The organism is Desulfovibrio sp. JC010 (assembly GCF_010470675.1).
Classification (GTDB): Bacteria; Desulfobacterota; Desulfovibrionia; order Desulfovibrionales; family Desulfovibrionaceae; genus Maridesulfovibrio.
The window spans coordinates 191,862-216,456 of sequence record NZ_VOIQ01000005.1 but is presented as its reverse complement, the minus strand read 5'-3'; the positions used below and the strand labels follow the sequence as shown (position 1 = coordinate 216,456).

General features: G+C 49.9%; 17 protein-coding genes. 3 read left to right on the top strand and 14 right to left on the bottom strand.

The features are described 5' to 3' along the window. Window positions 1-9: 9 nt before the first annotated feature. Together FMR86_RS07630 and FMR86_RS07625 are read left to right on the top strand one after the other, a co-directional pair. Window positions 10-798, top strand: a complete 789-nt coding sequence (locus FMR86_RS07630) for an ABC transporter permease (protein WP_163350502.1) — start codon at window positions 10-12, stop codon at window positions 796-798. After that, on the top strand, window positions 795-1,832 hold the full coding sequence (locus FMR86_RS07625) for an ABC transporter ATP-binding protein (protein ID WP_163350501.1): 1,038 nt from the start codon (window positions 795-797) through the stop codon (window positions 1,830-1,832). Before FMR86_RS07630 ends, FMR86_RS07625 begins: the two co-directional genes overlap by 4 nt. Here the strand turns inward: FMR86_RS07625 and FMR86_RS07620 are convergent. The 14 genes from FMR86_RS07620 to FMR86_RS07555 all read right to left on the bottom strand — a co-directional run bounded on the left by FMR86_RS07620 (window position 1,829) and on the right by FMR86_RS07555 (window position 22,038). Next, window positions 1,829-3,277: a polysaccharide biosynthesis C-terminal domain-containing protein gene (locus FMR86_RS07620; protein WP_163350500.1), complete on the bottom strand. Its 1,449-nt coding sequence runs from the start codon at window positions 3,275-3,277 to the stop codon at window positions 1,829-1,831. The genes FMR86_RS07625 and FMR86_RS07620 overlap by 4 nt on opposite strands. Beyond that, window positions 3,270-4,241, bottom strand: coding sequence for a sulfotransferase (locus tag FMR86_RS07615; RefSeq protein WP_163350499.1), 972 nt, complete (start codon window positions 4,239-4,241; stop codon window positions 3,270-3,272). The genes FMR86_RS07620 and FMR86_RS07615 overlap by 8 nt, the downstream gene beginning before the upstream one ends. After that, a complete protein-coding gene (locus FMR86_RS07610; protein WP_163350498.1) occupies window positions 4,238-6,190 on the bottom strand; it encodes a DUF4962 domain-containing protein in 1,953 nt (650 codons plus the stop codon). The genes FMR86_RS07615 and FMR86_RS07610 overlap by 4 nt, the downstream gene beginning before the upstream one ends. Window positions 6,191-6,204: 14 nt before the next feature. Then, window positions 6,205-7,185: an ExeA family protein gene (locus FMR86_RS07605; RefSeq protein ID WP_163350497.1), complete on the bottom strand. Its 981-nt coding sequence runs from the start codon at window positions 7,183-7,185 to the stop codon at window positions 6,205-6,207. A gap of 12 nt (window positions 7,186-7,197) precedes the next feature. Beyond that, entirely contained in the window at window positions 7,198-8,088 is an 891-nt protein-coding gene (locus FMR86_RS07600) for a polysaccharide biosynthesis tyrosine autokinase (RefSeq protein WP_163350496.1), read from the bottom strand. 16 nt (window positions 8,089-8,104) lie between these two features. Next, window positions 8,105-9,856 (bottom strand): lipopolysaccharide biosynthesis protein, encoded by a 1,752-nt coding sequence (locus tag FMR86_RS07595; protein WP_163350495.1) that lies wholly within the window; start codon window positions 9,854-9,856, stop codon window positions 8,105-8,107. 10 nt (window positions 9,857-9,866) lie between these two features. Continuing rightward, entirely contained in the window at window positions 9,867-11,582 is a 1,716-nt protein-coding gene (locus FMR86_RS07590; RefSeq protein ID WP_163350494.1) for a hypothetical protein, read from the bottom strand. Between the two features lie 38 nt (window positions 11,583-11,620). Further along, window positions 11,621-12,196, bottom strand: a complete 576-nt coding sequence (locus FMR86_RS07585) for a polysaccharide biosynthesis/export family protein (RefSeq protein ID WP_163350493.1) — start codon at window positions 12,194-12,196, stop codon at window positions 11,621-11,623. Window positions 12,197-12,270: 74 nt separating this feature from the next. Next, a complete protein-coding gene (locus FMR86_RS07580) occupies window positions 12,271-13,662 on the bottom strand; it encodes an undecaprenyl-phosphate glucose phosphotransferase (RefSeq protein ID WP_163350492.1) in 1,392 nt (463 codons plus the stop codon). 133 nt (window positions 13,663-13,795) lie between these two features. Continuing rightward, on the bottom strand, window positions 13,796-16,180 hold the full coding sequence (locus tag FMR86_RS07575; protein WP_163350491.1) for a tetratricopeptide repeat protein: 2,385 nt from the start codon (window positions 16,178-16,180) through the stop codon (window positions 13,796-13,798). A gap of 36 nt (window positions 16,181-16,216) precedes the next feature. Further along, the gene (gene xrtD / locus FMR86_RS07570; protein ID WP_163350490.1) at window positions 16,217-17,725 is read right to left on the bottom strand and encodes a VPLPA-CTERM-specific exosortase XrtD; all 1,509 of its coding nucleotides are present in this window, start codon (window positions 17,723-17,725) and stop codon (window positions 16,217-16,219) included. Between the two features lie 117 nt (window positions 17,726-17,842). Further along, a complete protein-coding gene (locus tag FMR86_RS07565) occupies window positions 17,843-19,675 on the bottom strand; it encodes an alginate lyase family protein (protein WP_163350489.1) in 1,833 nt (610 codons plus the stop codon). Continuing rightward, window positions 19,672-20,934: an O-antigen ligase gene (locus tag FMR86_RS07560; RefSeq protein ID WP_163350488.1), complete on the bottom strand. Its 1,263-nt coding sequence runs from the start codon at window positions 20,932-20,934 to the stop codon at window positions 19,672-19,674. Before FMR86_RS07560 ends, FMR86_RS07565 begins: the two co-directional genes overlap by 4 nt. An 18-nt stretch (window positions 20,935-20,952) precedes the next feature. Beyond that, the gene (locus FMR86_RS07555; protein ID WP_163350487.1) at window positions 20,953-22,038 is read right to left on the bottom strand and encodes a glycosyltransferase family 4 protein; all 1,086 of its coding nucleotides are present in this window, start codon (window positions 22,036-22,038) and stop codon (window positions 20,953-20,955) included. Between the two features lie 266 nt (window positions 22,039-22,304). On the opposite strand from FMR86_RS07555, the gene FMR86_RS07550 reads away from it, so the two are divergent. Continuing rightward, the gene (locus tag FMR86_RS07550; protein WP_163350486.1) at window positions 22,305-24,575 is read left to right on the top strand and encodes a GGDEF domain-containing protein; all 2,271 of its coding nucleotides are present in this window, start codon (window positions 22,305-22,307) and stop codon (window positions 24,573-24,575) included. Window positions 24,576-24,595: the final 20 nt, after the last annotated feature.

Genomic DNA, 24,595 nt, shown 5'->3' with positions numbered 1-24,595 from the left:
ATTCCTGCCATGAGAAAATTTCACAAGACATCAGTCAGCTCCATTGTTTCCACCGTGCTGGTCCTCGGCTTCATTCTTGTCCCCTTAAGCCAGTTGATCCTCGGTTCCAGCTATGAGGAAATGCTCCAGACCATTATGGACCCGGATGTGCGTGCGGCCATCACCCGCAGTATGCTCTGTTCCGGGCTGGCGGCATTCATATCTTTCGCCATCGGCACTCCCTTCGCTTTCCTGCTGGCCCGCAAGGACTTCAAAGGCAAAGCACTGGTGGAATCCATAATCGACATGCCGATCATGATCCCGCACCCGGTCATCGGTATCGCCCTGCTCTCCATAGCCGGACGCAACCACTGGATCGGCCAGATGCTGATGGATGCCGGAATCCGCATCATGGGCACCAATACCGGGATTGTGGCTGTGCTGGTCTTTGTAGGGCTCCCTTTCTACCTCAATGCCGCACGGGACGGATTTGAGGCCGTACCCGAACGGCTGGAAAAAGCGGCCCGCACCCTCGGAGCATCACCCACCCAGACATTTTTCCGGGTCACCCTGCCCCTTGCATGGCGTTCCCTTTTGACCGGAATGATCATGTGCATGGCCCGTGCGCTGAGTGAATTCGGCGCGGTGGTTATTGTGGCCTACCATCCCATGATCGCTCCGGTACTCATGTATGAACGGTTCACCGCCTACGGGCTTTCATATTCCCGCCCGGTGGCTATCTGGCTGATCTTTCTTTCACTGGTGCTCTTTGCGGCACTGCGACTTCTTTCACGCGGACTTGGGAGCAGGGAATCATGATTAAAATCGAAAAACTCAATGTTGAACTGCCCGAATTCGCCCTGCGGGACATCAACCTGCATATCCCCGAAGGCGACTTTTTCACCCTGCTCGGCCCCACCGGGTCTGGTAAATCCGTGCTGCTGGAAACCATCGCCGGGCTGGTCCCGGTAGCTTCAGGATCCATCAAAATTTCGGGCAATGAAATTGTACACCTGCCTCCGGAAAAACGGGGCCTGTCCATTGTCTATCAGGACTACGCTCTTTTTCCGCACTTAAGCGTACTGGAAAACATAATCTTCGGTGCCAAATATCAGGGCATCAGTGAAGAAAAAGCCGTTTGCGAGGCTTCCGAACTTGCGGAAAAGCTGAATATCTCCCACCTTCTGCCCCGCACCCCGCGCCACCTTTCCGGCGGGGAACGCCAGCGTGCAGCCATTGCCCGCGCCCTGCTGGTAAAGCCCAAAGTACTGCTGCTGGATGAACCGCTCTCTGCACTGGACCCGTCTTTCCGGCAGGAAGTTCAGGACCTGCTCAAAGATCTGCACCGCGAAACCGGGATTACTTTTGTGATGGTCACCCACGACTTTGATGAAGCTCTCTACCTCTCCACCAACGGGGCTATCATCAGGAACGGCGAACTGGTCCGCAAAGGAAAAATCCGCGATATTTTCAACTCCCCCGGTTCAGAGTTTGTGGCCGGATTCGTAGGCATGAATAACACTTTCCCCTGCATTCCCATGAAAGACTCCGTAAAACTGGGCGACCTGATACTTGATTGCAGGATGGAAAAACAAGGGTCAGAAACAATGCTGGCCTTCAGGCCCGAAGAAGTGCTGCTGGGTAGTGAAATAGGTGAACACAACGGACAGAACAGCTTCTACGGTATCATCAAGGGCATCACTGCCGGAGGATTCCATATCCGGGTCACTCTGGATTATGAAGGTCTGGAAATTTTCGCCCTTGTACCGCGCAAGATGATCGGCAACGGCGAACTGGAACCAGGATTACCCATTAAAGTAGCCATCCCGGAGCAAAGCCTGCACCTGTTTTAATGCTGATTGCCCAGCTTGCTGATCAGGCTGGAAACGTTGCTGATATTAAGCAGCAGATATACGGCAGACAGTACCGCGACCAGCAGTTCCCGGTTCACACTGTAAAAATTTAAGAGCAGGAAAGCGCAGACCAGTAACATCTGCATCCCAATAAAATACTTCTGGGTGCGATCCAGCCAATTAATTCTGAAGAATCTTCGACACTGAAAATAACGCAGCAGATTGATAAGCACATTGGAAAGACAGAAAGCCAGCCCGGCCCCGCTGACCCCGAAAGTTTTGTAAAACAGCAGGCAGAGTCCGGCATTAAGAACCAATCCGGCAACGGTATTGTACACTTCCAGCTTTGATTTACCTGAAAGAATAAGCAGATAGCCCACCGGACCCGTATAGCAATTACAGATCTGCCCGACCAGCATCCAGAGCAGACAGGCTGCTCCTGCATCATACTGCGCACCGAAAAAATTCATAATCACTTCCGCATAAACCGCCACTACAGCCAGCAGCAAAAAGGAACAAAAGGTAAGCGCATGGGTGGCATCACGGTATAATGAACGGATAGAATCAAAGTCGTCACGGGCATAGGCTGAAGAAATCTGCGGGGCGTAAACGCTGTTAAAGGTATAAAGCAGAATGGAAATACTCACCGCAACTTTCATGGCCGCCACAAATAGAGCGGCATCAACAACAGCCCCCACAGCACCGAGAATAAGCGTATTTATCCAGATCAGGGAAGTCTGGGAAAAAGCAATGACCAGCAGCGGTATGGAATAGATAAGTATTTCCCGCACCCGCAAAGAACTGCGCAGCTTCAGCGAGAACCGTAAGTTATAATCCTTCCGGGTGCTGAAAAATGCATACAAAAACGAAATAAAATAAAGGGAAGTTACGGTCGCCAGAAAAACAAGCACGCTGAAATCAATGACAAAAGACAAACCGCCAAACAGCAGCATACCTGCCGGAATTATCAGGTTTTCCACCAGCGTAATCCCGGACATATCCCCTAAGCTCTGGCGGACCATGATGTTGATTCTGGTCAGGCTCCAGAAAAAAATAATGGGCGCAGCACAAAAAATATACGCCCATTTTGACACATCTTTAAAAACCAATCCGGCCGCAGGTTCGGCAAAAAGCATAACCATCGCCGAAAGCAGCAAAGCAAATGCGCCCACAATCAGTTGTGAGATGGTCCACATGGACGAAAGATTGGATTCATCCTCAGCGCGTAACTGCGGGATATAGCGCAAACAACCGTTCCCGATGCCCAGTTGCGCAAAACTGGCACAGAGAAATGCAAAGGTATAGCCGATAAAAAACACCCCGGAACCGTAAGCCCCGTACTTCTTGGCCAGCACCCAGGCCAGCAGCAGCCCGCCCACACCTTTCACTCCCTTGGCAGTGAAGACGAGGATAAGTTTTTTCAGATTAGAATGGGTGCTACTCAAACTTCTTCTCCTTCAGCTTGCGGAGAATACTGCGCTCAATAAAGGTATAGTAAAAAATATTGCGCACCTTGAGCCATATCCAATGCAACCCCTGTCCGAGGATAAGCCCGGTACTTTCTTTAAACGGCACATTTCCGGGAGCGCAGAGCTCATAGCCGTTCTGTAAAAGTTCAGGGCCGCAAATCAGTTCGTAAAGCTGAATCTGCGCCGCGCTCAAGCGGTCTTTCCATTTCACTGCAATTTTGCGGTCCGGGTCCCGGCCTACATTTGCATGCAGATGCTTCTGTTTTTTGCCGATCAGCTCATAATACTCCTGCTGCGATGAAACAAATTCACGCCCTGCGGAGCTGACACCCAGCGCAGCAAGCAGCCGCGACACCTCAGCTTCCGGTTCGGCAAGCAGATCTTCAAAACGCAAGCGGATCAGAGACTGCCCGGCAAGCCTGCGCAACATTTTCTTCCAATCAAAAGCGGCCTGAAAAATATTGTTGGACATCTTCATTCCGGTCAGGGAAACCATGTCCAGCTTGGAATTATAGACCGCCCGCCCGTCACGAATCAGCGAGATAAACCTCGCGCCTTCAAAAATTTCCCGCAGTCGGGTTAGATGAAAATCGTGCCGCGCTCCCTTGATAACGAGCACTTCCGGCTGACCTTCACCGCGCACTTTAAAATATTCCCTGAAAACAGCATCAAACACAGTACGGTAAGTTAACCGCTCAAGCCCATCCAGCCTGTTGCGCAGATTCTCCCGCCCGATTCCCCATTCACAGAAACGGGGCTCTGAATAAAGAAGGTCCAGCAGCCCATCCACGTCCATGGCTTGTTCATCCGGGTAGCTTTCCAGCACAAGGGGGATGAAATGACTCTCCTGCGTAACCACAACCCCGGCGTAACGGTTAAGCAGTGAAGAAAGCAGCGTGGAACCTGATCTGCTGTCATAAAGCAAAAATACATGGATCATAATTTCTGCACCCCGAGCCTGGAAAAATCAATGCGATACCTGCCGCCGCGGCACTCAACTTCAACACTGTCTCCGCTCACAGGACTGACCAAAAGTTCCGGATTTGTGCATCCGTCAACAGGCCTGCCCACTGCCGTAAACATGGTCGAAGGTGCTGATGTTTTGCGCTCCGCCTGAAAAAGCATGCCGGAACGGGGAATCTTCTTGCCCATGAACCGCAACAGCCCGGCGTAACGCTTAAGAGAAGTACTGAAACCTTCACCATGAAAATTCAGTGCATAACCGCTGTCCCGCTCAATACACAGTTTTCCGTCACCGGCCTTACGCACCAGACGGGCCTTGCGGTAGAGATGCATGGGATAAAAAATGGAAGTGTTGCCCGCAGGAACGATACGGTCACGCACAAAAATATCCGCTCCATTAATAACCACGATCGCCCGTTTCCACGATTTCGGACGCACCGATGCCGGATAATATCCGGCCAGTTCGACCTCCACACCCTGATAACCGTTTCCGCTCACATAACGCGGTTTCGGGGTCGCCCCCTTGCCCTTTTTATAGTTGAGAAGCATAAAAACAGCTGTTCCCTCTCCCAACTGGCCGATTTTATTGAAGACCGGAATATTGTGGTTGATGGAGAATTTCTTAAGCAGAAATCCGTCATCGTTGACCAGCGAACGCTTACCCGACCAAAGCCCGAAATGTCCGGCATCCGGGTGGATGTGCGAACCGGGGAAATTACCTTTGGACAAAGCATGAAATCCCTGCGGCGGACCGCATTTAAAAAAAACAAGAGAAGCATCATCCTCCCACGAAGAACGGGTCAGCAGAATACCGAGATTATCAAACCACGCATGCAGGGGCAGATCCTGCGGGCCCTGCGGCTTAAGATCGGGATCATACCAGACGTAATCCTGCCAGAGGATTGTGCTCATGCGTCGTTTGCGTTCTACTTCAGCAGCCAGCCACTGGGCATGCCCATCCTTAAAAATCCTGCCAAGACAGCGCAGAATCGCTCCCGGACCGTAAAAATCCACTATGGGCGAATCGGCAAAATCAACATTATATTGAAAACCGGGCAGTGAAGCATAAAGCCGGAATTTAGCCGTATTACGCAGGAATCCGTTGTCACGCACTTTCTCCAGCCCTTGCGCCGGAGCCATGGCCATATAATAATTGAGCAGCCAGAGGGTTCCGTAACTCCAGTATCCGATTCCCTCATGGGACCCGCCGTCCGGTGAAAGCAGAGACAGGACACGGTCAAAATTTTTCTCAGCCGTCTTCAGCCATTTTTCAGCCCTGCGATCCTCCCCGTAGAGAGCGATCCCGGCCACGGCCAGTGCTCCGGTATTCACGTAATTATGGTTCTGAAGCAGCCCCCTATCCTGTGCCCACCAAAGCCGTTTGCTACGGATTATTTCATCCAGAATTTCAGCGTGTTCAATGATAGCATCCTTGACCATCAGCCGCAGGGCCGACGAAAGGTCATCGTACAGCCAGTCGTAAGCAACTGATAAGGCGAAAAGACTGTGAGCCGCCCCGAGATCCTCATTGCTCGCCCAGTCCGGTGAAGAACAAAAAGTCCTCAACAAATTCTGTACTGTGGCAAAGGAAGAAAGATCTCCGGTGATAAGATGGTAAAAAGCATGGTTAACCAGCCCATTGGCCGGGACACGCAAAGTTTCCTCATTGTAACGCAGCAGATTTGAAGGTGCCCGGTGGCCCACCTGTCCGCGCCCGCGTTTACGGATAATACGCAGAAAATCGGAATAAGGTTTCACGTCTTTCAGGGAACGCAATTCCTTAAGTCTGGTTTTATTGAAATAGAGCCGGGGGCGTTCTTTGAAAACAGAATAGCCGGCAACAGAAGATCCGGCGGCAGACACGGCACAAGGAATCCAGAGTACCGAAAACAAAACCAAAGCACCCAGAACCGGTTTAAGCCGCATCGCGCCTCCTATAACTATTTTCCGTTCAAGCGCTTAATCTTCTGTATGATTTTAACCAGAGTCCGCTTCACAATACCCACGGAAGATTCAAGGCTGGCCACCCTTTTTTCCAGATCATCAATATAGCGACCGACCTCATCCTCAGCATAGCAACGGGTTGATTCCGGGACAGTGAGCAGCCCGTCATTTATGCGCTCCCTGGCAAAAGTCTCCACAATATCAGCGGTAACGGGAGTAATGTCATCTGCGAACCCGAAAATAAGGGCCCCCTCGCAAAGCACATTAATATTACGCGGAATTCCGTGAGAATACTCACAGATCTTGGCTAACGCATTTTCCGTAAATATCATGAACGGATCTTCGGCTCCGCCCTGACGCAAACGATAGTAGATATACTCCTTCACTTCCTGCTCCCGCAGCCGGGAAAGATGGGCACTAACCACAATGCGCTGCACAATCTGGCTGTATTGGGCCTTACGCAACCTGTCGCGAAAACCGGTCTGCCCGACCATAAGGATAGAGATAAGGTTATCCTTCCCGGCCTGCAGATTGGAAATCATGCGCACCTGCTCAAGAGCATCATCGCTCAGATTCTGAGCCTCATCCAAAATAAGCAGGACCCGTTTCTCACCTTCAGTATAAATTTTCAGCAGATGCTGTTGCAGGGCATCGAGACAGGATGCCGGGGTAGGGTTCTCCGGCATTTCAGCTTCAAGCTCGGTAAGGATCATTTCCACGATATGATCCCCGCCCACAGCACTGTTGAAGATAACACCGACAATGGTGTCTTCGCTGTGTTCAAGCAGCAGCTTATAGATAATGGAAGTTTTGCCTGTGCCTGCATCCCCGGTAAGCAGGATAAGGCTGTCTCCGTTCATCAACCCGTAATCAATATGGGTGATGGCCTGCTGGTGCCACTGACTCAAATAAAAATATTCAGGATCAGGGAGAATATTGAATGGCTTTTCATCCAAGCCGTAGAACTCACGATACATTCAGTCACCGCCTCAGCTGACAACGTCCAGACTTTCCCTTTCGGTCTTATTCAAAACAACGCCTACAATATTTCGTCCTTCCAGAAGACCAAGAGCCTTCTGGACATATTCGCGAGAAGTTTTACCTGCTTCCACAACAAAAATTATCCCATCCACATAACTGGAAAAAACCAGCGCATCAGGTGCATGCAGCAGATCCGGGCAATCAAAGACAACATAACGGTCCGGATAACGGTCCTTCATTTCCGTAATTAATTCCTGCAACTTGGGAGAACCGAGTATCTCCGTGGACCCCTTGATGGGTTCCCCGGCGGGAAGGAAAGAAAGCTTGTTAATACCCGGCTTGATCAAAAGGTCCGGAACAGGAATATCATGGAGCAGATGATCGGTCAGCCCCTTTTCCACTTCTATTCCCAGATACTTATGAATACTTGGGTTACGCATGTCAGTATCCACCAGCAGGGCGAACTGGTCCACCTCGCGGGCAATACTTATGGCCAGATTGATGGAGGTGATGGTCTTCCCTTCGCCGGGCATGGCACTGGTAACCATCAGCACATTGTGATTTTTCCTTTTGGTACGGTGAAAAATCTGGGTCCGCAGCAGGTTGTAAATATCCGTAAATGAAGCACTGCTGTTTTTGGTCAGAATCCTGTTTTTCGCCAGTTGCAATTCATCCAGAACAATATCGTCGGTATAAAAAGAAGTCGGAACGATGCTGCATTTATCCTGTCCGCCATCACTATCAGCAGCATTGTCGCCGATACTGTCTTCCGGCATTGGTGGCGGCATATCAGGCACAGTAGAACCGGCAGACTCGTTCACACTTTCTGCTTTAAGCTGCTCTTCCTGCAGCATGCGGTTTCGTCTGGCCTTTTCAACAGCCTTGAGCAATTTGCTCATCCTGACTCCCTGTCCTCTAGAAGTTCAAAATCACCTTACGCACTACTTTTACAGCAATAATATCCAGCGGCATATAAAAAATATGGACCGCTGCCACACTGAGCATCATGAAAGAAAAAACGGTAAATAGCATTACCCATTTTTTGCGCACAATGGCCCTTGCTTCAAGCTCGGTCTCCCAATAGGGCACAATGGCCAGTACCGGATACTTCACTATAGACGAAAGTTCTTCAGGCCGCCGAATTGAACGGTCCATAAACTCCAGCACTGTTCCGGTCCCCGCCCCCACGCCGAGAGCCAGCACAAAGCCGACAAGTATCAACGCCAGCCGATTGGGCCGAATGGGTTTTTCCGGGACAATAGGCGGATCAATCAGGGTAAACCGTTCAGCCAGCTGGCTCTGCTCCAGTCCTTTGGCTTCGCGTGCGGCCAGCAATCTGTTATTGATATCCTGATACTTTAGCTGTGCGTTATCATAATCGCGCAGCAGTATTTTGTATTCCTGCTCCACCTGCGGGGTACTGACCACCCTGTGCTGATAGGCCCTGTACTGATTGACCAGTTCCGCATAATTACGCTCAGCCTCGGCAATCTCAAGCTCGGTGGAGGCAATCTGGGTTTCGATCTGAATATAACCCGGATTATCCGGCAGGTCGGATGCCGACTCAAACATGCTGTCCTGCAAAGCCGCTTCCTCCAGACTCTCGTTCAGAGCATCAATCTGCTTGCGGAGCATGATCACTTCAGGATGCTTATCCGAATATCTCTTATGCAGGACAGTCAACTCCTGCTCCTTATTCCTGATTTCCCGGTTCAGGGAATCGATGTTTTCTGCAGCATCAACTTCCTCTTCAAGAGCCTGCATCTGCTTTTTCATGGCCTGCACATCGGGATGACGTGATGAGTATCTTGATTTCAAAGAAAGATATTCGCGACGCAGTTTTTCCAGATCCTCACGGGCGGTGGAAAAGCGGGTCCCGTCGTTTGCTACAATACGCAGCCGGGGATCAATGCTCGCCCGCTGTCCTTCAAGGTAAACCTTGCGGTTCTTGAGTGATGCAATCTGCTCCTGCACCTGATCCAGCTCCCGCTGCAACCGCTCCATGGAGTTCATGTTATGGACCAGCAACTCCGGCAGCTGGTTGACATGCTCCTCCTTGAAAACGGCTATGCTGGATTCAAGCTCCAGAATTTCAGACCGCAACTCGGCAAGCTGCAATTCAAGGAATTCAAAGGTGGACTTGGCTTTTTCCTCTCTCTCCTTCAGGTTTTCCTTCAGATAAAGGGAGGTAAGCACATTTGCCACCTGCGCCACCTTCTGCGGACGCCGCCCTTCGTAAGAGAGGGTAAATGCAACGGTAGCCGTTCCCGGACGGCCGGAATACTGGTTGGTAACCTCAGCGGTAATGGGTTCCAGCTGGATATCCTCACGCATCTTGGTAATAATTTCCTCAGTGGTGTATTTGCCGACCAGATCGGGATACAGCTCAAATTCCTTGATAATATTCAAAAGGTTACCATGACTGAGAACAACCTGTGAGATAGCCTGCAACCTTTCTTCCACAAAACCTGTAACCGTAGTCTGAACCAGATCCTGCGGGATATCCTGATCCTCAATAAGGATGGTTGCCGTGGACTTGTAGACCGGAGCAAGCACGAAAGCCAGAATAACGATCAGCGAAAACACAACCCCCGCCGGAAGAAGGAACTGGTATTTCCTGCGCTTCAATACATCAAGATAATATGCAATCTCCGAGCTTTCCTGCATATGGCCTCTCTTAATTTATCTCGGTCGGGAATGCATATGATATCCCGACCCAGCTTCTGAACCTTTCATTATTGGTACCGCTGATCTCATTGCGTGAATAGTTGACGCTGACCCCGCAATACGCGCTCCAATCTTCTTCGAATATCCAGTTCACCACCGACTGAGAAAACACGCCGGTAGCCTTATGCCTGCTTCCGCCGCTCTTTCCATCCGACTCATTCATCCAGTAAGTATTGATCATATCCAGAGTCAGATACTCAGAAAACTCATACCTGAAATACAACTCCGCCTGATCAAAAATTTCGTTCTCTCCGTATCGTCCGGGCCGCACAGTCCTTTCAAGGGCCGGAACAACACTGAATGTAAGCTCACGATACCCCAACTCCGCACGAAACTGATAGAGAAAATCCGTACTATCACCGGTTATTGAGTCACTTGAATAATTAGAAAAAGTAACTCCCGGCCCTCCTTTAACTGAAAGCTTCCAGCCCTCTGTAAACTGATGATCAATACCGACCACCCCCTGAAACGAGACCTGATCACTCTTAAATCCGTCCATTTCACGACTGTAATGGGTAAAGGTATTCATTTCACCAAGATATAAAGTAGTTCGCTCATTATCTAGAGCATGCCCCCAGATAAAACTCAAGACATTGGTCAGGTAATCTGAATCGGAACTGCGTTCGTAATTGGTCTTATCGATATAGTTGCTGATTACCAGATTATCCTTCTCCCCCATGCGCCAGGTCAGCGAAGGGGTGGCGGAAGTCTTTAAAATAATGGTCGGATCAATATCCACACCGCCGGACTCATAGGTGTTCTGGTCAAGGTTGTGATACCGCCTATGATTCAGATCAACAGAGCCTTCAAGGGCCGGACTGAATTTGTAACTGCCGGAAAGGTCCACATTGTAATCATACCTGTCCAGCTCATTGTGGTTGAGGTAATCCTTGTAAATAAAATCCCCCCTGAAATTAATCTTCAGGTCCTCATCATAAATATCAACCTTGAGCGCCGGAGTGATCTCGGTCACAAAATCATCAAACTTCTTGTAATCCACGTTGCTGTCATACATCTCGCGCAGCCTGAGAATAGGCTTCAGCTTTACTTTCTTGCCGGAAAGCCCCACTGCCCGTTTGGGTGTGGTGTAAAAGCTGTCATCCCCCGAAGCAACAGCCTCCTTCTCGCGGGCGATAACCGAGGGAATAACAGATACGGAGTGTGATTCAACAGACTCCTGAAATTCCCGCTTTTGCTCAGCTTCCGAAGCTTTTTTCTTGACGTTACCGCCGGGAGTCCCACTCTTTATATCATCAACTGAAGCGACCACGCCCGGTCCGACTTCAACATCAGCCACGGGTTCAGCGACAGATTCAAGGGCGACAGGTTCAGGGGCGACAGGTTCAGGGGCGGCAGGAACAGCTGAAGCAGCCGCCCTCTTGCGCACAACTTCGTCAGAGACAACAGCCCGGACTACGGAGGACTGCTCACCAACAGGTTCAAACGGTTCAGCCGAAAGGGTCACATCATTAACCGGAAGCTTCAGATCTGCCACATGAACGGCCGAGCCTGTTTCCGCCCTGCCGGACCAGCCGGAAAGAGGCTGGATCACAGGAATCCGTACCCGCCAGGAGATTCCTCCCTCCCCTGCGAGAACAACGCAGACCGGCACCAGTACAAGACTGAATACCGCAACGCGTAAGATTCTGCGAACCGATCCGGACATCTGACTCCCCCGTCTAAACCGATTAAAGCAAACATATCCTAAGGCACGATGACGGTATCGCCGGGTTTAAGGATAATATTCTGCTTTAAATTCTCGCCGTCAGCCAATTCGTCATAGTCAAAGGGAAAAACCTTCTGCGAGCCGTCTTTGGACCTGCGGACGATAATGATGCTGCCGCTCTCCGCAAATGGACTCAAGCCCCCGGACATGGCCAGAGCCTGAACCACGGTCATGTCCTGCCCCATTACGAGGACTGAGGGTTTATTAACTTTTCCCACGACGTAAACCTTGGGGTGCTCCACCTTGCGCAGGATAACCGTAACCGGAGCATCGGGAATAAACTCGCTAATACGTTCTTTGAGTTTATCGCGCAGTTCGTTAACGGTAAGCCCTCCGGCTTTCACGTCCCCGGCAAGGGGAAACGAGACCCCGCCGTCGGGCCTGACTACAACCTCCCGTGCAAGCTCTTCATCGCCCCAGACCGAAATTTCAATAATGTCTTCAGATCCAAGCCTGTATTCATCATTTACAGTCAGCTCAGCGGAAGCCCCCTGAGAATTTAATGCAAATAAAATGACAAGGCAGCATAAAATAAATAATTTTAAACTGTTCACAAGACCTCCAAAATCTCTTAAAAGTTCTTATTCAATGAATTTAAACCGTTAAGCCATTTTTCAGACATGAAATTTTACTGTCTCCACGCAAACTTGTAGACGGTTTTTAAAATGATCTTAAGGTCCATGAGTACGGACCAGTGCTGCAGATATTCGATATCAAAAGAGATGCGTTTCTGCATATCCTCATCATTTTTAATTTCGCCCCGATAACCGTTCATCTGCGCCAATCCGGTAATGCCCGGCTTGGAGATATGCCGGAGCATGTATCCGGGAATATGCTTGCGGTAATCCTCATTCATCTTCACCGCATGGGGCCGCGGCCCCACAATAGACATGGACCCGGCCAGCACATTCAGGAACTGGGGCAGCTCGTCAAGGCTGTTCTTGCGCAGAAAACGCCCGAACCACGTAATCCGGGGGTCCCTATCAGTAGCCGGGGTAAAGCTGTAGCCATTCTCCAGCACCTTCATGGTCCGGAACTTGTAAATCTGGAAAGGCTCTCCCTCCAGCCCGTAACGCCACTGCCTGAACAGCACCGGCCCCTTTGAAGTCAACTTGATTCCCAGTGCGATAAGCAGCATAAGCGGTGAAATCATGATCAGAATCATGCTGGAAATAATCAAATCCTCCATGCGCTTGAGGAATCCGTTCATGCCTTCAAAAGGCGAAGACCGGAGCACGATGGCGGTCTGCCCGGCCACATGAGCCACATCCCCGCCCATGAGATGCTTGAAAATGGACATATCCGGGAAAAAATAAATCTGGGCGGTGCTATCTTCCAGCCTCAGCAAAAGCTCATTGAGCACGGATTCATCACGCATGGGCAGAGCCACAAACACAAGCTGAATATGATTCTTATTCACATATGCAGGCAAATCATCCAAAGTGCCCTCGCAAAGTGAATTGCTCTCACAGTCACATTCAACCGAATCAAAAAAGGCCATAATCCGTATTCCGGCCCAGGGATTATCATCCACCCAGGCGGAAAGAGAACGTCCAAGTTTTCCGCACCCGGCCACAACAGCCCTGCGGGCCGCAACATTTTCAGCAAATATACGGAAAACAATCTTACGCAGGAGCACACGTTCCACACAAAGCAATACAGGCCAGAGGAACATGGCCGCCAGAATGACCCGTCTGGAATAGATACTTGAGACCTTGAATGCATAAGCGGACAGCAGCAAACCGCTGAAAATGAGAAATATGGCCGCAACTATGCGGTTGCATTCCGCAACAAGATCAGAAGCAGCCCACTCCCGGTAGACCCCGGCGATATGAAAAGAGACCACAGAAAATGCAGCTGTAACGGACACCAGCAAAGCAATGTGGGTAGACTTGGAAACAAAAGAATCAGGGGAAAAATGGTAATAGAGCCCCAGAAGAAGAAACAGCCCGGTACCGACATCGAGAATCCTGTGAACCGGTTCAAGCATATGCGGTGAGATATGTATCTTCCATTCCATAATACCTCCCGGGCTTAAACAACAAAAGCTGAACCAAAAAACGGACCTGAGTAGTTACCTATAATACTAACAAAAAAAATGAAGGATGCATAATTTTACATCCTCCATTTTTATATATTGTTGATCATTAAGCTTAAAGACGCTTAAGCAGGTTCTCAGCTTCCTTTTTCTCAGGAAAATCATCCTTACTTTTCAAAAGCTTATTAAGTATTTTCTTGGCATCATCATTCTTTCCTTCTCGATAGTAGACCATGGCTTTGTGGAAAAGGGCAGCTGAAAATTCCGGCAGTATCTGAAGCGCGGAGTTAAGCACATGCAAAGCCTGCTCATACTCTCCGTTCAGGTAAAGCACGTAGCCGAGCGTATCAAGGGCTTCGGGACTCTGGCTGCTGGCCGCTATCCGGGCCAGCTTCAAAGCTTCTGCCATGTGTTCGCCACTATCCGAAAAACGTGTGGCCAGCAGGTAGGCAAGATTGTTGGCTGCCAGCTGGAATCCCGGATGCTGTTTCAGCAATTGAGAATATACCTCGCGAGACTTATCATAATCCCCGTTCTGCTCATACAGGAGCCCCAGAATGAACTGCGGTCCGGGACTTGCGCCGTCTTTTTTGACCTCATCCTTGAATTTGGCAATCCCTGCCTTGAGCTTTTTTTGACTCACGTAAAGATCACCGATGCGCAGATACGGCAGCATCCAGTCCGGGGCCAGCACCGTGGCCCGGGTATAATTGGTCTCCGCTGCTTCTACATTACCTCTTACAGCATAAATACGACCAAGCAGCTCATAAATCCTCGGGTTATCGGGAAACTTAGTCAGTAATTTTTCACAGAATTTTGTCGCAGCGGTATATTTTTTCTGGGCGGTGAGAATTTCCACCTTGCCCTGAATGGCGGCCAGTGATTCCGGCGCAATCTTCAGGGCTGCGTTATAATGTTTTTCCGCTAGGGAATTCTTACCTTCGGAACGGGCCAGTTCAGCCATTTTCATCTGCCCCACCGGGGAATCGGGAAACTCCTTTGACAACTCATAAAAAGTACGGTTGGCAAGGTTCCGGTCCCCTTTAATGGCATAGACATCGCCGATAGCCGCCATAATCTGGATATCATCAGGACGCTTTTCCCGCAGACGCTGCAACTCAAGAATGGCCTGATGCCAGTCCTTGCGGTCCAGATAAGTATTGATCAGCACTTCCCTTGCCGGCCCGTAGCCCGGATCAAGATTGATGGCTTCTTTAAGATTTTCAATGGCGATGCTTGTTTCATCATTGATCAGATGCGCACGGGCCAGGAGCACGTAGGCGGGAGCACTTTCCGGATTATCCCTGATCACCTGCCGGAATTCGGAAACCGCCAGTTGCCCGCGCCCCTCGAAAAGATAAATCTGCCCACGCAAATAGTGAGCCTCGGCATCCTTGGGGTTAAGTTCAATAACCTTGTTGAGCTGTTCAATTGCCCGGCCCGATTCATTCATATCCAGAAACATGGTCGCCAGCTGCTTGCGGTAGACAACAGAATCGGAACTTTCAGTAGCTTCGGGATCAAGGGCAATTCCGTTCCTGAGAACTTTTACCGCCTCTTCCTGCCGCCCCTGCGACATATAAAGCCCGGCCAGAGCGGTCCTTATCGGCAGGGAGGCTGTATCCAGAGCCAAACCTTCTTTAAGGACCTTCTCGGTTTCCAAAAATTTCTTCTGGGAATTCAGGATGCGTGAATAAATAACCCTATATTCCGCTTTTTCAGGATGACTGTGCACAACATCGGCCAGCAATTCTGAAGCCTTGGCAAGATTCCCTGAAGCGGAATAAAATTCCGCCGCAAAAACTTCAATACGCGGATCTCCCTCCCCTGCATCCAGAAGCTTTTCCACATATTGCATGGCCTTGTCGTTCTGATTGGTGCTTCGGTAAAAAGCCACAGTCTTCATCAGCAAAGACGGATCACGGGGAATACGGCTGATCCCTTCAAGCAGGGCTTCTTCAGCCTTTTTCATCTTGTCCTGCCGGGTGTATACGCTGGACATGGAAAGATAGACATCGGGGTTGCCCGGATCTTCGTTCAGGGCAATTTCGAGCATCTTCTCCGCTTCAAAAAACTTTTTGTTCTCCGCAAGAACAGAAGCCAGCACCAACCGGGCCTCAATATTCGATGCATCCAGATTCAAGGCCATGCGGGCCATGTCCCCGGCATCGTCATACTCACGGGCCAGCAGGTAAAGCTTGCTCAACTCCACCTTCGCTTCCACAAGCTCCGGGTCCAGATCAGTGGCATACCTGAAATTAATAAAAGCTCCCTGAAAATTACCCTTTTCCAAAGCCACTTTACCCAGCAGCAAACGGCAGGAAGCACACTCCGGGTCGATGGAAAGTGCGTTCTTTATTTCAAGTCCGGCTTCGGTGAACATTTTTTTATTATAATATTCCACTGCCTTCTGATAAAAATCATCCCGTCGTTTTTCGCAACCGGAAAGCAAACAGACAGCTGCAATGATCAGGATTAACGCAAGAATATTTTTTCGCATCGACTTCCCCGTATTTGTAAATTCAACACCGAAACACTATTCAGGAATATAAGGTTTAAGCTTTGATGAAAAGCTCTTAATAAAATTCTCCAGAACCTTCTGGCCCTGCTCCACACTTTCATTGTCCCGCAGCAGCAACTCCACGCGAACCAGCGCGCCGTCCGTGCGCCGGCGGGTGATGGAATCAAGAGCCAGATAAATTTTATTCATATACTCGTCCGTAATCACCCGGCCCCGCTGCTGGAACCAGTAGAATGCCAGCAACCGCTCACCCGGTTTATCCAGAAGCAGCCTGCGCACCCGGAAAGGAAGTCCTTTCTCAGGATCAGCAGGAATATCCCGCGATGAAGCAAGGCTCCAGCCCCCTCCACCCAGCAGGCAGCTGACCGGATTGTGAGCCGCGCGCTGCGGCTCCTGATAATCATAGTAGGTTACCAGAACCAGAATATCCCGCCCGGACTTATCATCGCGGAAAACCCCGGCAAGATAATCATCAGAGCCAAGGGATTTAAGAATGTTCTCGCCGTAATACTCCCGCTTACCGGCGTAATCCCCCAAAGCCATGGGGAAATTATCAAAGCTCACGCGCTGCGGCACCACCCGCCCGGAAAGCAGATACATATTCCCGGCGAAATAGACACCGAGCACCACAGCCATAAGAAAAACATGCAATGCCCTACCGGCGGGCTGACCGTAATATCCGGGGCGCGATCCGGCACGCTGTTCCGGTTTTCGCCCGCCGATCAAATTCAGCAGCAGGCTGCATGCGGCCAGCAGAACAATTGAAAGCAGGTAAATAACAATACCGGAAGCATCGTGAAAAAAACTCTCCGCAGTCTCCACGGAAACATTACGGGCCAGATAACCGACAATAGCAATACGCAGGGCATTGGTGAAAATTGCCGTTGGCACTGTAGCAAGGATAACCAGCACCCGCTGCCATGTGCGGGTATTGAACCAGTAGCCCATCAGAATACCGAGCAGAATAGTCGGAAAAACATAGCGCAACCCGCTGCAGGCATCCACCACATGCAGCTGGATCACTCCCAGATCAATGACATTTCCTTCCCTGAACACCGGGATATCAATGAACTGCATTATGCGCACTGAAATATCGGATGAAATAAGGCGCAGCTTGAAGGTAAGCGTTCTGTTGATGAACGGCGGCGGTGGCACGGCAAAAGCGAGCACAAGAAGCGGAAAAAAGAACGCTTTCATGGACCGCCAGCCGTAAATGAACAGAACCAGCGCCACCACGCAAAGCCACATGGAAACAAAAACCAGCGCGTCTACTGCTGAAGCCTTGCCCAAAAAAAACAAAACCCCGGTCAGCAGCAGGGCAGCATAAGCCGACCCGGCCGACGGGGTAATGACTTTCGGAAGTAAATCCTTCCGTTGCCATGCAACATAAAGGGCAAGGGGCACAACCAGCCAGCAGTAAGAATAATCATCCGTATTCCAACGCCGCAAAAGAGGCGGAAAAGAATCCCAGTAGAGAGCAATCCATGCTGCCAGAACAGATATAAAAGAAAAAACAGCTGCCACGTGTAACACTCCCCGGAGCAAAAAGAACCCGAAAGATATGCAAAAACAACTTAATTAACTAACAAATAACAGAAAAAAGCATAGACCGGAACATTAAACCTGCTGAAATAAAAAAACTTAGTAAAAAATCTCCACAGACAACACCGTATCCCCTGCCAGAGCAGCCTCGGCAACAAGTGTTGTGGAAGGGGTTTTAACCCCGAATCTTCTGGACACCCAGCCCAGCGGCTTTGATTCATCCCCGTGGAATAATTTCAAACGCACGCCCGCAGCGAATTTCATGCTGATCCGTATGCCTGAATTTTCCGCTACCACCTTATTTTCCGAAACAACCTCCACCCTGCAATCCTCACTGAAATGCCAGAACTGTTCTGCAGAATGGTCAGCGGTGCAGAGCAATTCATCCCGGACTGATATGCACCGTTCCTGCCGTTTAAATGAGATGACGCGGCGATGCCCCAGAGGATCCTCCAGCCTTTGGTAACCGTCATGACTGCCCCGAAAGCTGTCAATGTCCCCGGCCCGCTCAACATTGCCTTGGGCACGGGCATGGCTGGTCCATAAAAAATCACCGCCGGATTCGCTCTGGTTCAGCCCGTCAATACGCACGGTATTGTGAGCCGATGTACCCCGGAAATATTCCCGCCAAAAAGGATCGGAACCATAAACATATGTGCCTGGGTCAATTAAAAACTCAACACCGCCGACAGCAAGATACAACGACAGTGCATCCGCATGTCCATGGGCGGCAAGTGAGCCGAACCCCAAGGGGCCGCAATCAACCACCGCGAACAGTCCGGCCTGTTCATCACGGAAAATATGGTATCCGCCCTGCGGAAAAGAGTCCTGCAACTCCGTATCGCACGGCCTAGCCGGGGACAAAATATTACCCGGTATGAGGGAAAGACCGCAGACCAGCCCGTCATCAGCATCGCCGATCATGGGCGCATTACCGTGTTCATCGCTCATGGCATGGATAAATCCGGCCATCCGTTCAAGAATTGCGCAATATTCTTCTGAATAAGATTGCGGTGAAGCCGCATGGGCAAGAACCATAAAATCAAGCACAAAACGTTGGTAGGAAAGGGTCTGCTCCTTGCCTGCCCCATCGGGCCAGACCTGCTTGCGCGCCTGCGTTTCAAGAATCCCAAGAGCACGCTTTTTCCAGCTCCCGCATCCATCCCGGAACGGCCATGTGCAGCAACCGATGAAAACCCCGGCAGCTTCACCGATGAGATGGTTATTGGCTGACGACCCCTGCGAGTACCAGCCGTTGATAAAATGAAGATGCTGATGGATGGATTTAAGCCAGCGATCCCGGAAAGCCCGCCCCTGTTCCCCTTCAAACATTGGGGACTCAAGCCCTCCAACATACTGCCAGGCCAGACTCCAGTTTATAAGCCTGATGCCCAGCTCAAGGGAGCTGGCCCAGTGCACGCCCAGCATGTACGGACATTGCTCCAGCCATGATTCAATCATGGATCGCACTGCACGAAGATATTTTTCATTCCCGCTGACACGCCATGCAAGAGCCGGGGGAACAGCCTGCAGAAATCTGCCCGGCTCCCAGAGATATTTGATGTCTCCGCACAGGTTGCGGTCTTTGAAATTGATTTTTTTACCGAAGTTCAGCGGTGCATCAATTCCCGTGAACGGATCGCGATTCCATTGCGGATTAACGCACTCAATCCCGGTAAGAGTGAATACATCCATACCCTGATCCAGCAGACGGTCAGCAACACGCAGGATCTCGGCAGCATCCATGCCCTCAGTTTCAGGAACAAAAACAGCGGACCTGCGACTGAAATCCGGGACAGGCGGATCTGGAGCAAGCAGATATCCACGGCCCTGAGCAAAGGCATAAAGCTCATTGCGACAACGCCGAAGGATTTCAAGAGGTCCCATGGCCCGCAATCTGTTCAGCAGCCAGACTGCCCGCTCCCTGTTCATGGCAGTTTCTCCGGGTCTTCAGCCTCCGCTGCGGCCTGCATCCTGCGGATTTTATGTTCCGGCAATTCAATATAAACAAGAATAGCGTAAAACATCTGCCCCAGCCCGAAGCGGGTGACATAGCTGTTGCTGACAAAATTCATAAAGGTAACGGTCAGGAACAGGGCAAGGAACACGTAACGCTCCCTGCCCTCAAGTAATCGTATTTTCTGAAATAAACAGAATTGGAAAGCCACGAAAAGGAAAAATCCGATTATTCCGGTCTGGGTCAGCACATCAAGGAAATCGTTGTGACTGTTGAGCATATCCCCGATCTGCCGCCGCTTACGTTCCGGGATATGGGAATTGATATTTCCGACCCCGACCCCGGCCAGAATACCGTCTAGCGGTTGCGAAGCAAATTCCTCAATATTATGCATCCATATGACAGGACGCCCGGAACCGAACTGGCTTTTATCCGGACCTTTGGCAGCATCAAACATATCGGAGAAAATAGTATACAGCACAGCAGCGGAAAGCACGAGAACCACTCCCATGATCATGGTCAGGAGAGCCAGCAGCTTTTTATTAACCCTGAACAAATAGTAATAGATAAAAAGCAGAAACCCGAAAAAACAGGTCCGCACATAACTTTTGTATAAGCAATAGAGAGCAAAAACACTTATAGTGCAGGAAAAAATAAAAAACAGCCTCTGCTTCAAAACAGGCAGAATATCTTCATGTTCGGAACATATAACAGTATATAGAACAAGAGCCATCAGATACAAGGCCATGCAGTGACCAAGGTTATGAGGATTTGCATACACACCACTAAATCTTGAAAGCCCGGTCCAGAATAAAACCGTGTATAAACCACGTCCCTGAACAATAAGATATGTACTTGCGAGAATGGGAACAGCATACCCGATGAGCATCATTTTCAAAAAACGGGTATAACTTTTAACATCCATAATAACATTTTTCAAAACAAAATATGTTATAAATGGGAGCACAAACTTTGCAGCTTCCTTTAAATGGGAACGGTCAATATAAAGCAGGTAAATAAATAAAACCCAAAGCACGAAAGAAAAAAGAAAGAAATCAACAATAGAGATATTCAGCTGTTTGGCAACGACAGCGCGTAAAATAAAAGCGATAATCAAAATTCCGGTGGCAAAAATAGCAAAGACCTCGGTCACATTGAGACCGAAGACCAACCACCCGATATCCATGAACATGATCGGACGGAAAAAGAAAAACAGGAATAATAATCCAGTCATGCCACCTGCCGCTGATGTTTAAGACTCCCGAATAATACGGGAATATAAACCTATGATCCGTTCAGCCACCTGCCGGGAACAAAAATTTGCCCTTGCGTATTTTTGTGCATTCCCAGCTACCCTTATCCTGAGTGCGGAATCATCCAACACACGGGAAACACCATCAACTATTGCTTCAGCACTCGCTTCCGGCAGCAGTACAGCCGTCTCATCCGGTTCAGTCACATCCTTTATACCCCCGACGTCAGTCACCAACGGGACCAGCCCGGACGCCATGGCCTCCAGCAACGAAACCGGACGCCCTTCGCTGTATGTAGGCAAAAGAAAAATACAACTTTCCTCAAGAGCTCTGTATTTATCCTGCCCCTGAATATGCCCCGGAAAAGAAATATTACGAAGATCACGCGAAGCGGCCAGCTCCATCAACCTTCCGCGCTCCGGGCCGTCCCCGGCCATGACCAGCTTAAGCCCGGCATACCTCTTACTTAACAGACTGAAGGCGTCTATAATTTCATACACACCTTTGCCGACTATCATCCGCGAGATAAACAGCATGGACTTTTCGCCACGTGCGCATCCGGAAGAGAATGGGACGCTATCCATATCAACCATAGTGCTGACCACTTCAACCTTTGACTCATCCACCCCCAGCCGGATCAATTCATCCCTGAACTCTTCTGCCAGTACAAGAACCAATCCCGCCCGATTCAGCACCGCACGCATAACCTTTGCACTTATCCATCCGGAAGCAATCCGTTTAAAAAAATCCTGATCCCAGCCATGGATAAAAATAAAGGTCCTGCCTGAATATCCCAACAGCCAGCAGAGAATGAATAAGACTGTCTCCTTTAATACTGAAACAAAAACCAATGAAGGATTCAAGTGGACGATATCAAAACGCCCGGAAACGAGCATCCGGGCAAAATAAAACAAATCCAGTATGGTTCTGCAAACACGCATGATAAGACTGGTCTGCCCGACCCGGGCTCCAAACATGACCTGGGTGACGTCCACCCTCCCTTCAAGCTGACCGAGCAAAGTCTTCACGGTTTCAGCAACCCCGCCCATAAGGCGCAAATCAGGGGAGACCAGCAACAATCTCATCAATTTCCATTACCCTCTTCAAAATTATTTTTGCTTTAAAATACCTTAGTTATGACCATTGCACCAGTAATTTATGAAGATATCTGCTGAAAACATAAAACATCCGCCAACCGCAGAAGCCATCTCCGCAACAATTCTTAAACACATTGTAACAGCACAGTAACAACCGCTTGAAAATTGAGAGTAGTTTTTGCGCACCATACTGAAACGAACAAGCACATCGACCAACAAATTGAACAGTGTATATCTGTCGGGGATACTACATCATGCTACAACTATTGAAGAAAAAAGCCGATAACCTTACCGCTCCTCATGAAGACAAAATAAATATCCTTGAGGGGCCGGGGATCGGAAGCCTGATCCAGAATGTCGGCCGGCTCAATATATTATACTTTGCAATTCAGGACTTTCCCACACTTTCGGCCATGTACGGACCGGAATGGGCAGATCAGCTGGAAAACGAAATCCGCCGCGCCATAACCAAAGAAGGACAGAAAAGTCTGCAGCATAATGATTTTCATATATTTTCTTTCAACGCCGGGGAATTCTTCCTGCTGGACCCAACAGACACCATGAACAATTTTTCTCTGCAGGAATTGGCCTATCAGGCCAAAGTAAATATTGAAAACAGCATCAAAAGCGACCAGATAGGTCGCACCGGAAATAACGTGACCGTAAACAGCGGGCATTCATCATTTCAGGCCGAGCAGACCAATGACAAGCTCTGGTCCAGCTTTCTCTCGGCCATTGGTGAAGCCCGGCTTGAAGCACAAAAAAGTGTTGATATCTCAAAGCTTGAACTCAGCAACGAATTCAGCGATATCATCACCGGTTCCGACATCCGCAGCCACTACCAGCCCATTGTAAACCTCAGTGATAAATCCATTCACGGCTGGGAAGCCTTGGCACGCGGCCCGCAGAATTCCCCCTTCCGCTCTCCGCTGACCCTCTTTGATATGGCAGAAAAGCTGGGCAAACTCTTCCATCTGGAAAAATTATGCCGCGAGGCCGCCATCAAAGCCTTCGGAGATCACAGCCCGCACCACAAACTTTTCCTGAATATCCATCCGCGCACAATTGTCGATCCCAACTTCACCACCGGGGAAACCAAGCTGCTGCTCGATAAATGGGGTCTGAAGCCCGGCAACATTGTTTTTGAAATAACCGAACGTCACAGCGTCAAAGATTTCAAAACCTTCCGCAAAACTTTGGACCACTACCGCAATCAGGGCTATCTGGTGGCCATTGATGACGCAGGCACCGGATACTCCGGTCTCACCTCCATTGCCGAGATCAAGCCGGACTACATCAAGCTGGACAAATCTTTTGTAGACAACATCGAGACCAATCAGGTCAACCGCGCCCTCATCGACACCTTCACCGATTTCGCGGAAAAAATCGGCGGCAAGCTGATTGTAGAAGGGATTGAAACACAGGAACAGGCCCTGACCGTGACCGACATGGGCGTACATCTGGGGCAGGGTTATTTCTTCGCCAGACCGCAACGGGAAAAACCGAAGCTGACAGAAGAAGCACTGACCATGCGCCGCAACTCTGATCTGGTGTCCAACACCACAACCTACGGCATTCCGGTCAAAAACCTTGTGGAGAAAGTAGAGTCGGTTGAATCAGACACCCCGGTGCCCATGGTGCAGCAGATTTTCAAGGACACCAATTCACTGAACAGCATCGTAGTGGTCAAAAACAATTACCCCTGCGGTCTGGTCATGGAATACAAGCTGAACAAGCATCTTTCCGGTAAATACGGCGTGGCCCTCTATTCCAACAAGCCCATTTCATCGGTTATGGATGATGCACCACTCGTCGTTGACCTTGAAACAACGGTTGAAAAAGTATCCCAGCAGGCCATGGCCCGCTCCCGCAAACGGGCTTACGACGATATTGTAGTCACTTTTAAAGGACAGCTCATGGGTACTGTTTCCGTACAACGCCTGCTGGATACGCTGGCCCACGTACAGGTGGAGGTGGCCAAAGGAACCAACCCGCTCAGCGGACTGCCCGGCAACCTCGATATTGAAAAAGAAATCGACCGCCGCATGAAGGCCAAGGAAAAATACAGCATCATCTACGCCGACCTAGACAACTTCAAGGTCTACAACGACACCTACGGATTCAAAAACGGCGATAAAATCATCCTTCAGATCAGCAAAATAGTCTCATGGGCCAGCAAGAGACACGGTGCCAACGGCGATTTTGTCGGCCACATCGGCGGGGATGATTTCGTAATGGTCACCGACACGGCAAAAGCAGAACGTATCTGCAAGTCCGTAACCCGTATTTTCAAAAGACTGGTCAAGAACAACTACAACGAAGATGATGCCGCGCAAGGCTGGATGGAAGGCAAAGGACGGGACGGTTCCATTGCAAAATTCCCGCTCGTATCAGTGTCCTTGGCTATCCTTGACTGCGAACCGGACCAGAATCTCATGGAAATCGGCGAACAGGCCGCGTCTTTAAAAAAATGGGCAAAATCCATCGAAGGAAACTGCTGGGTTCGGGAAAGACGCAGAAGGTAAGAATGCCTCCGGCGGCCAGA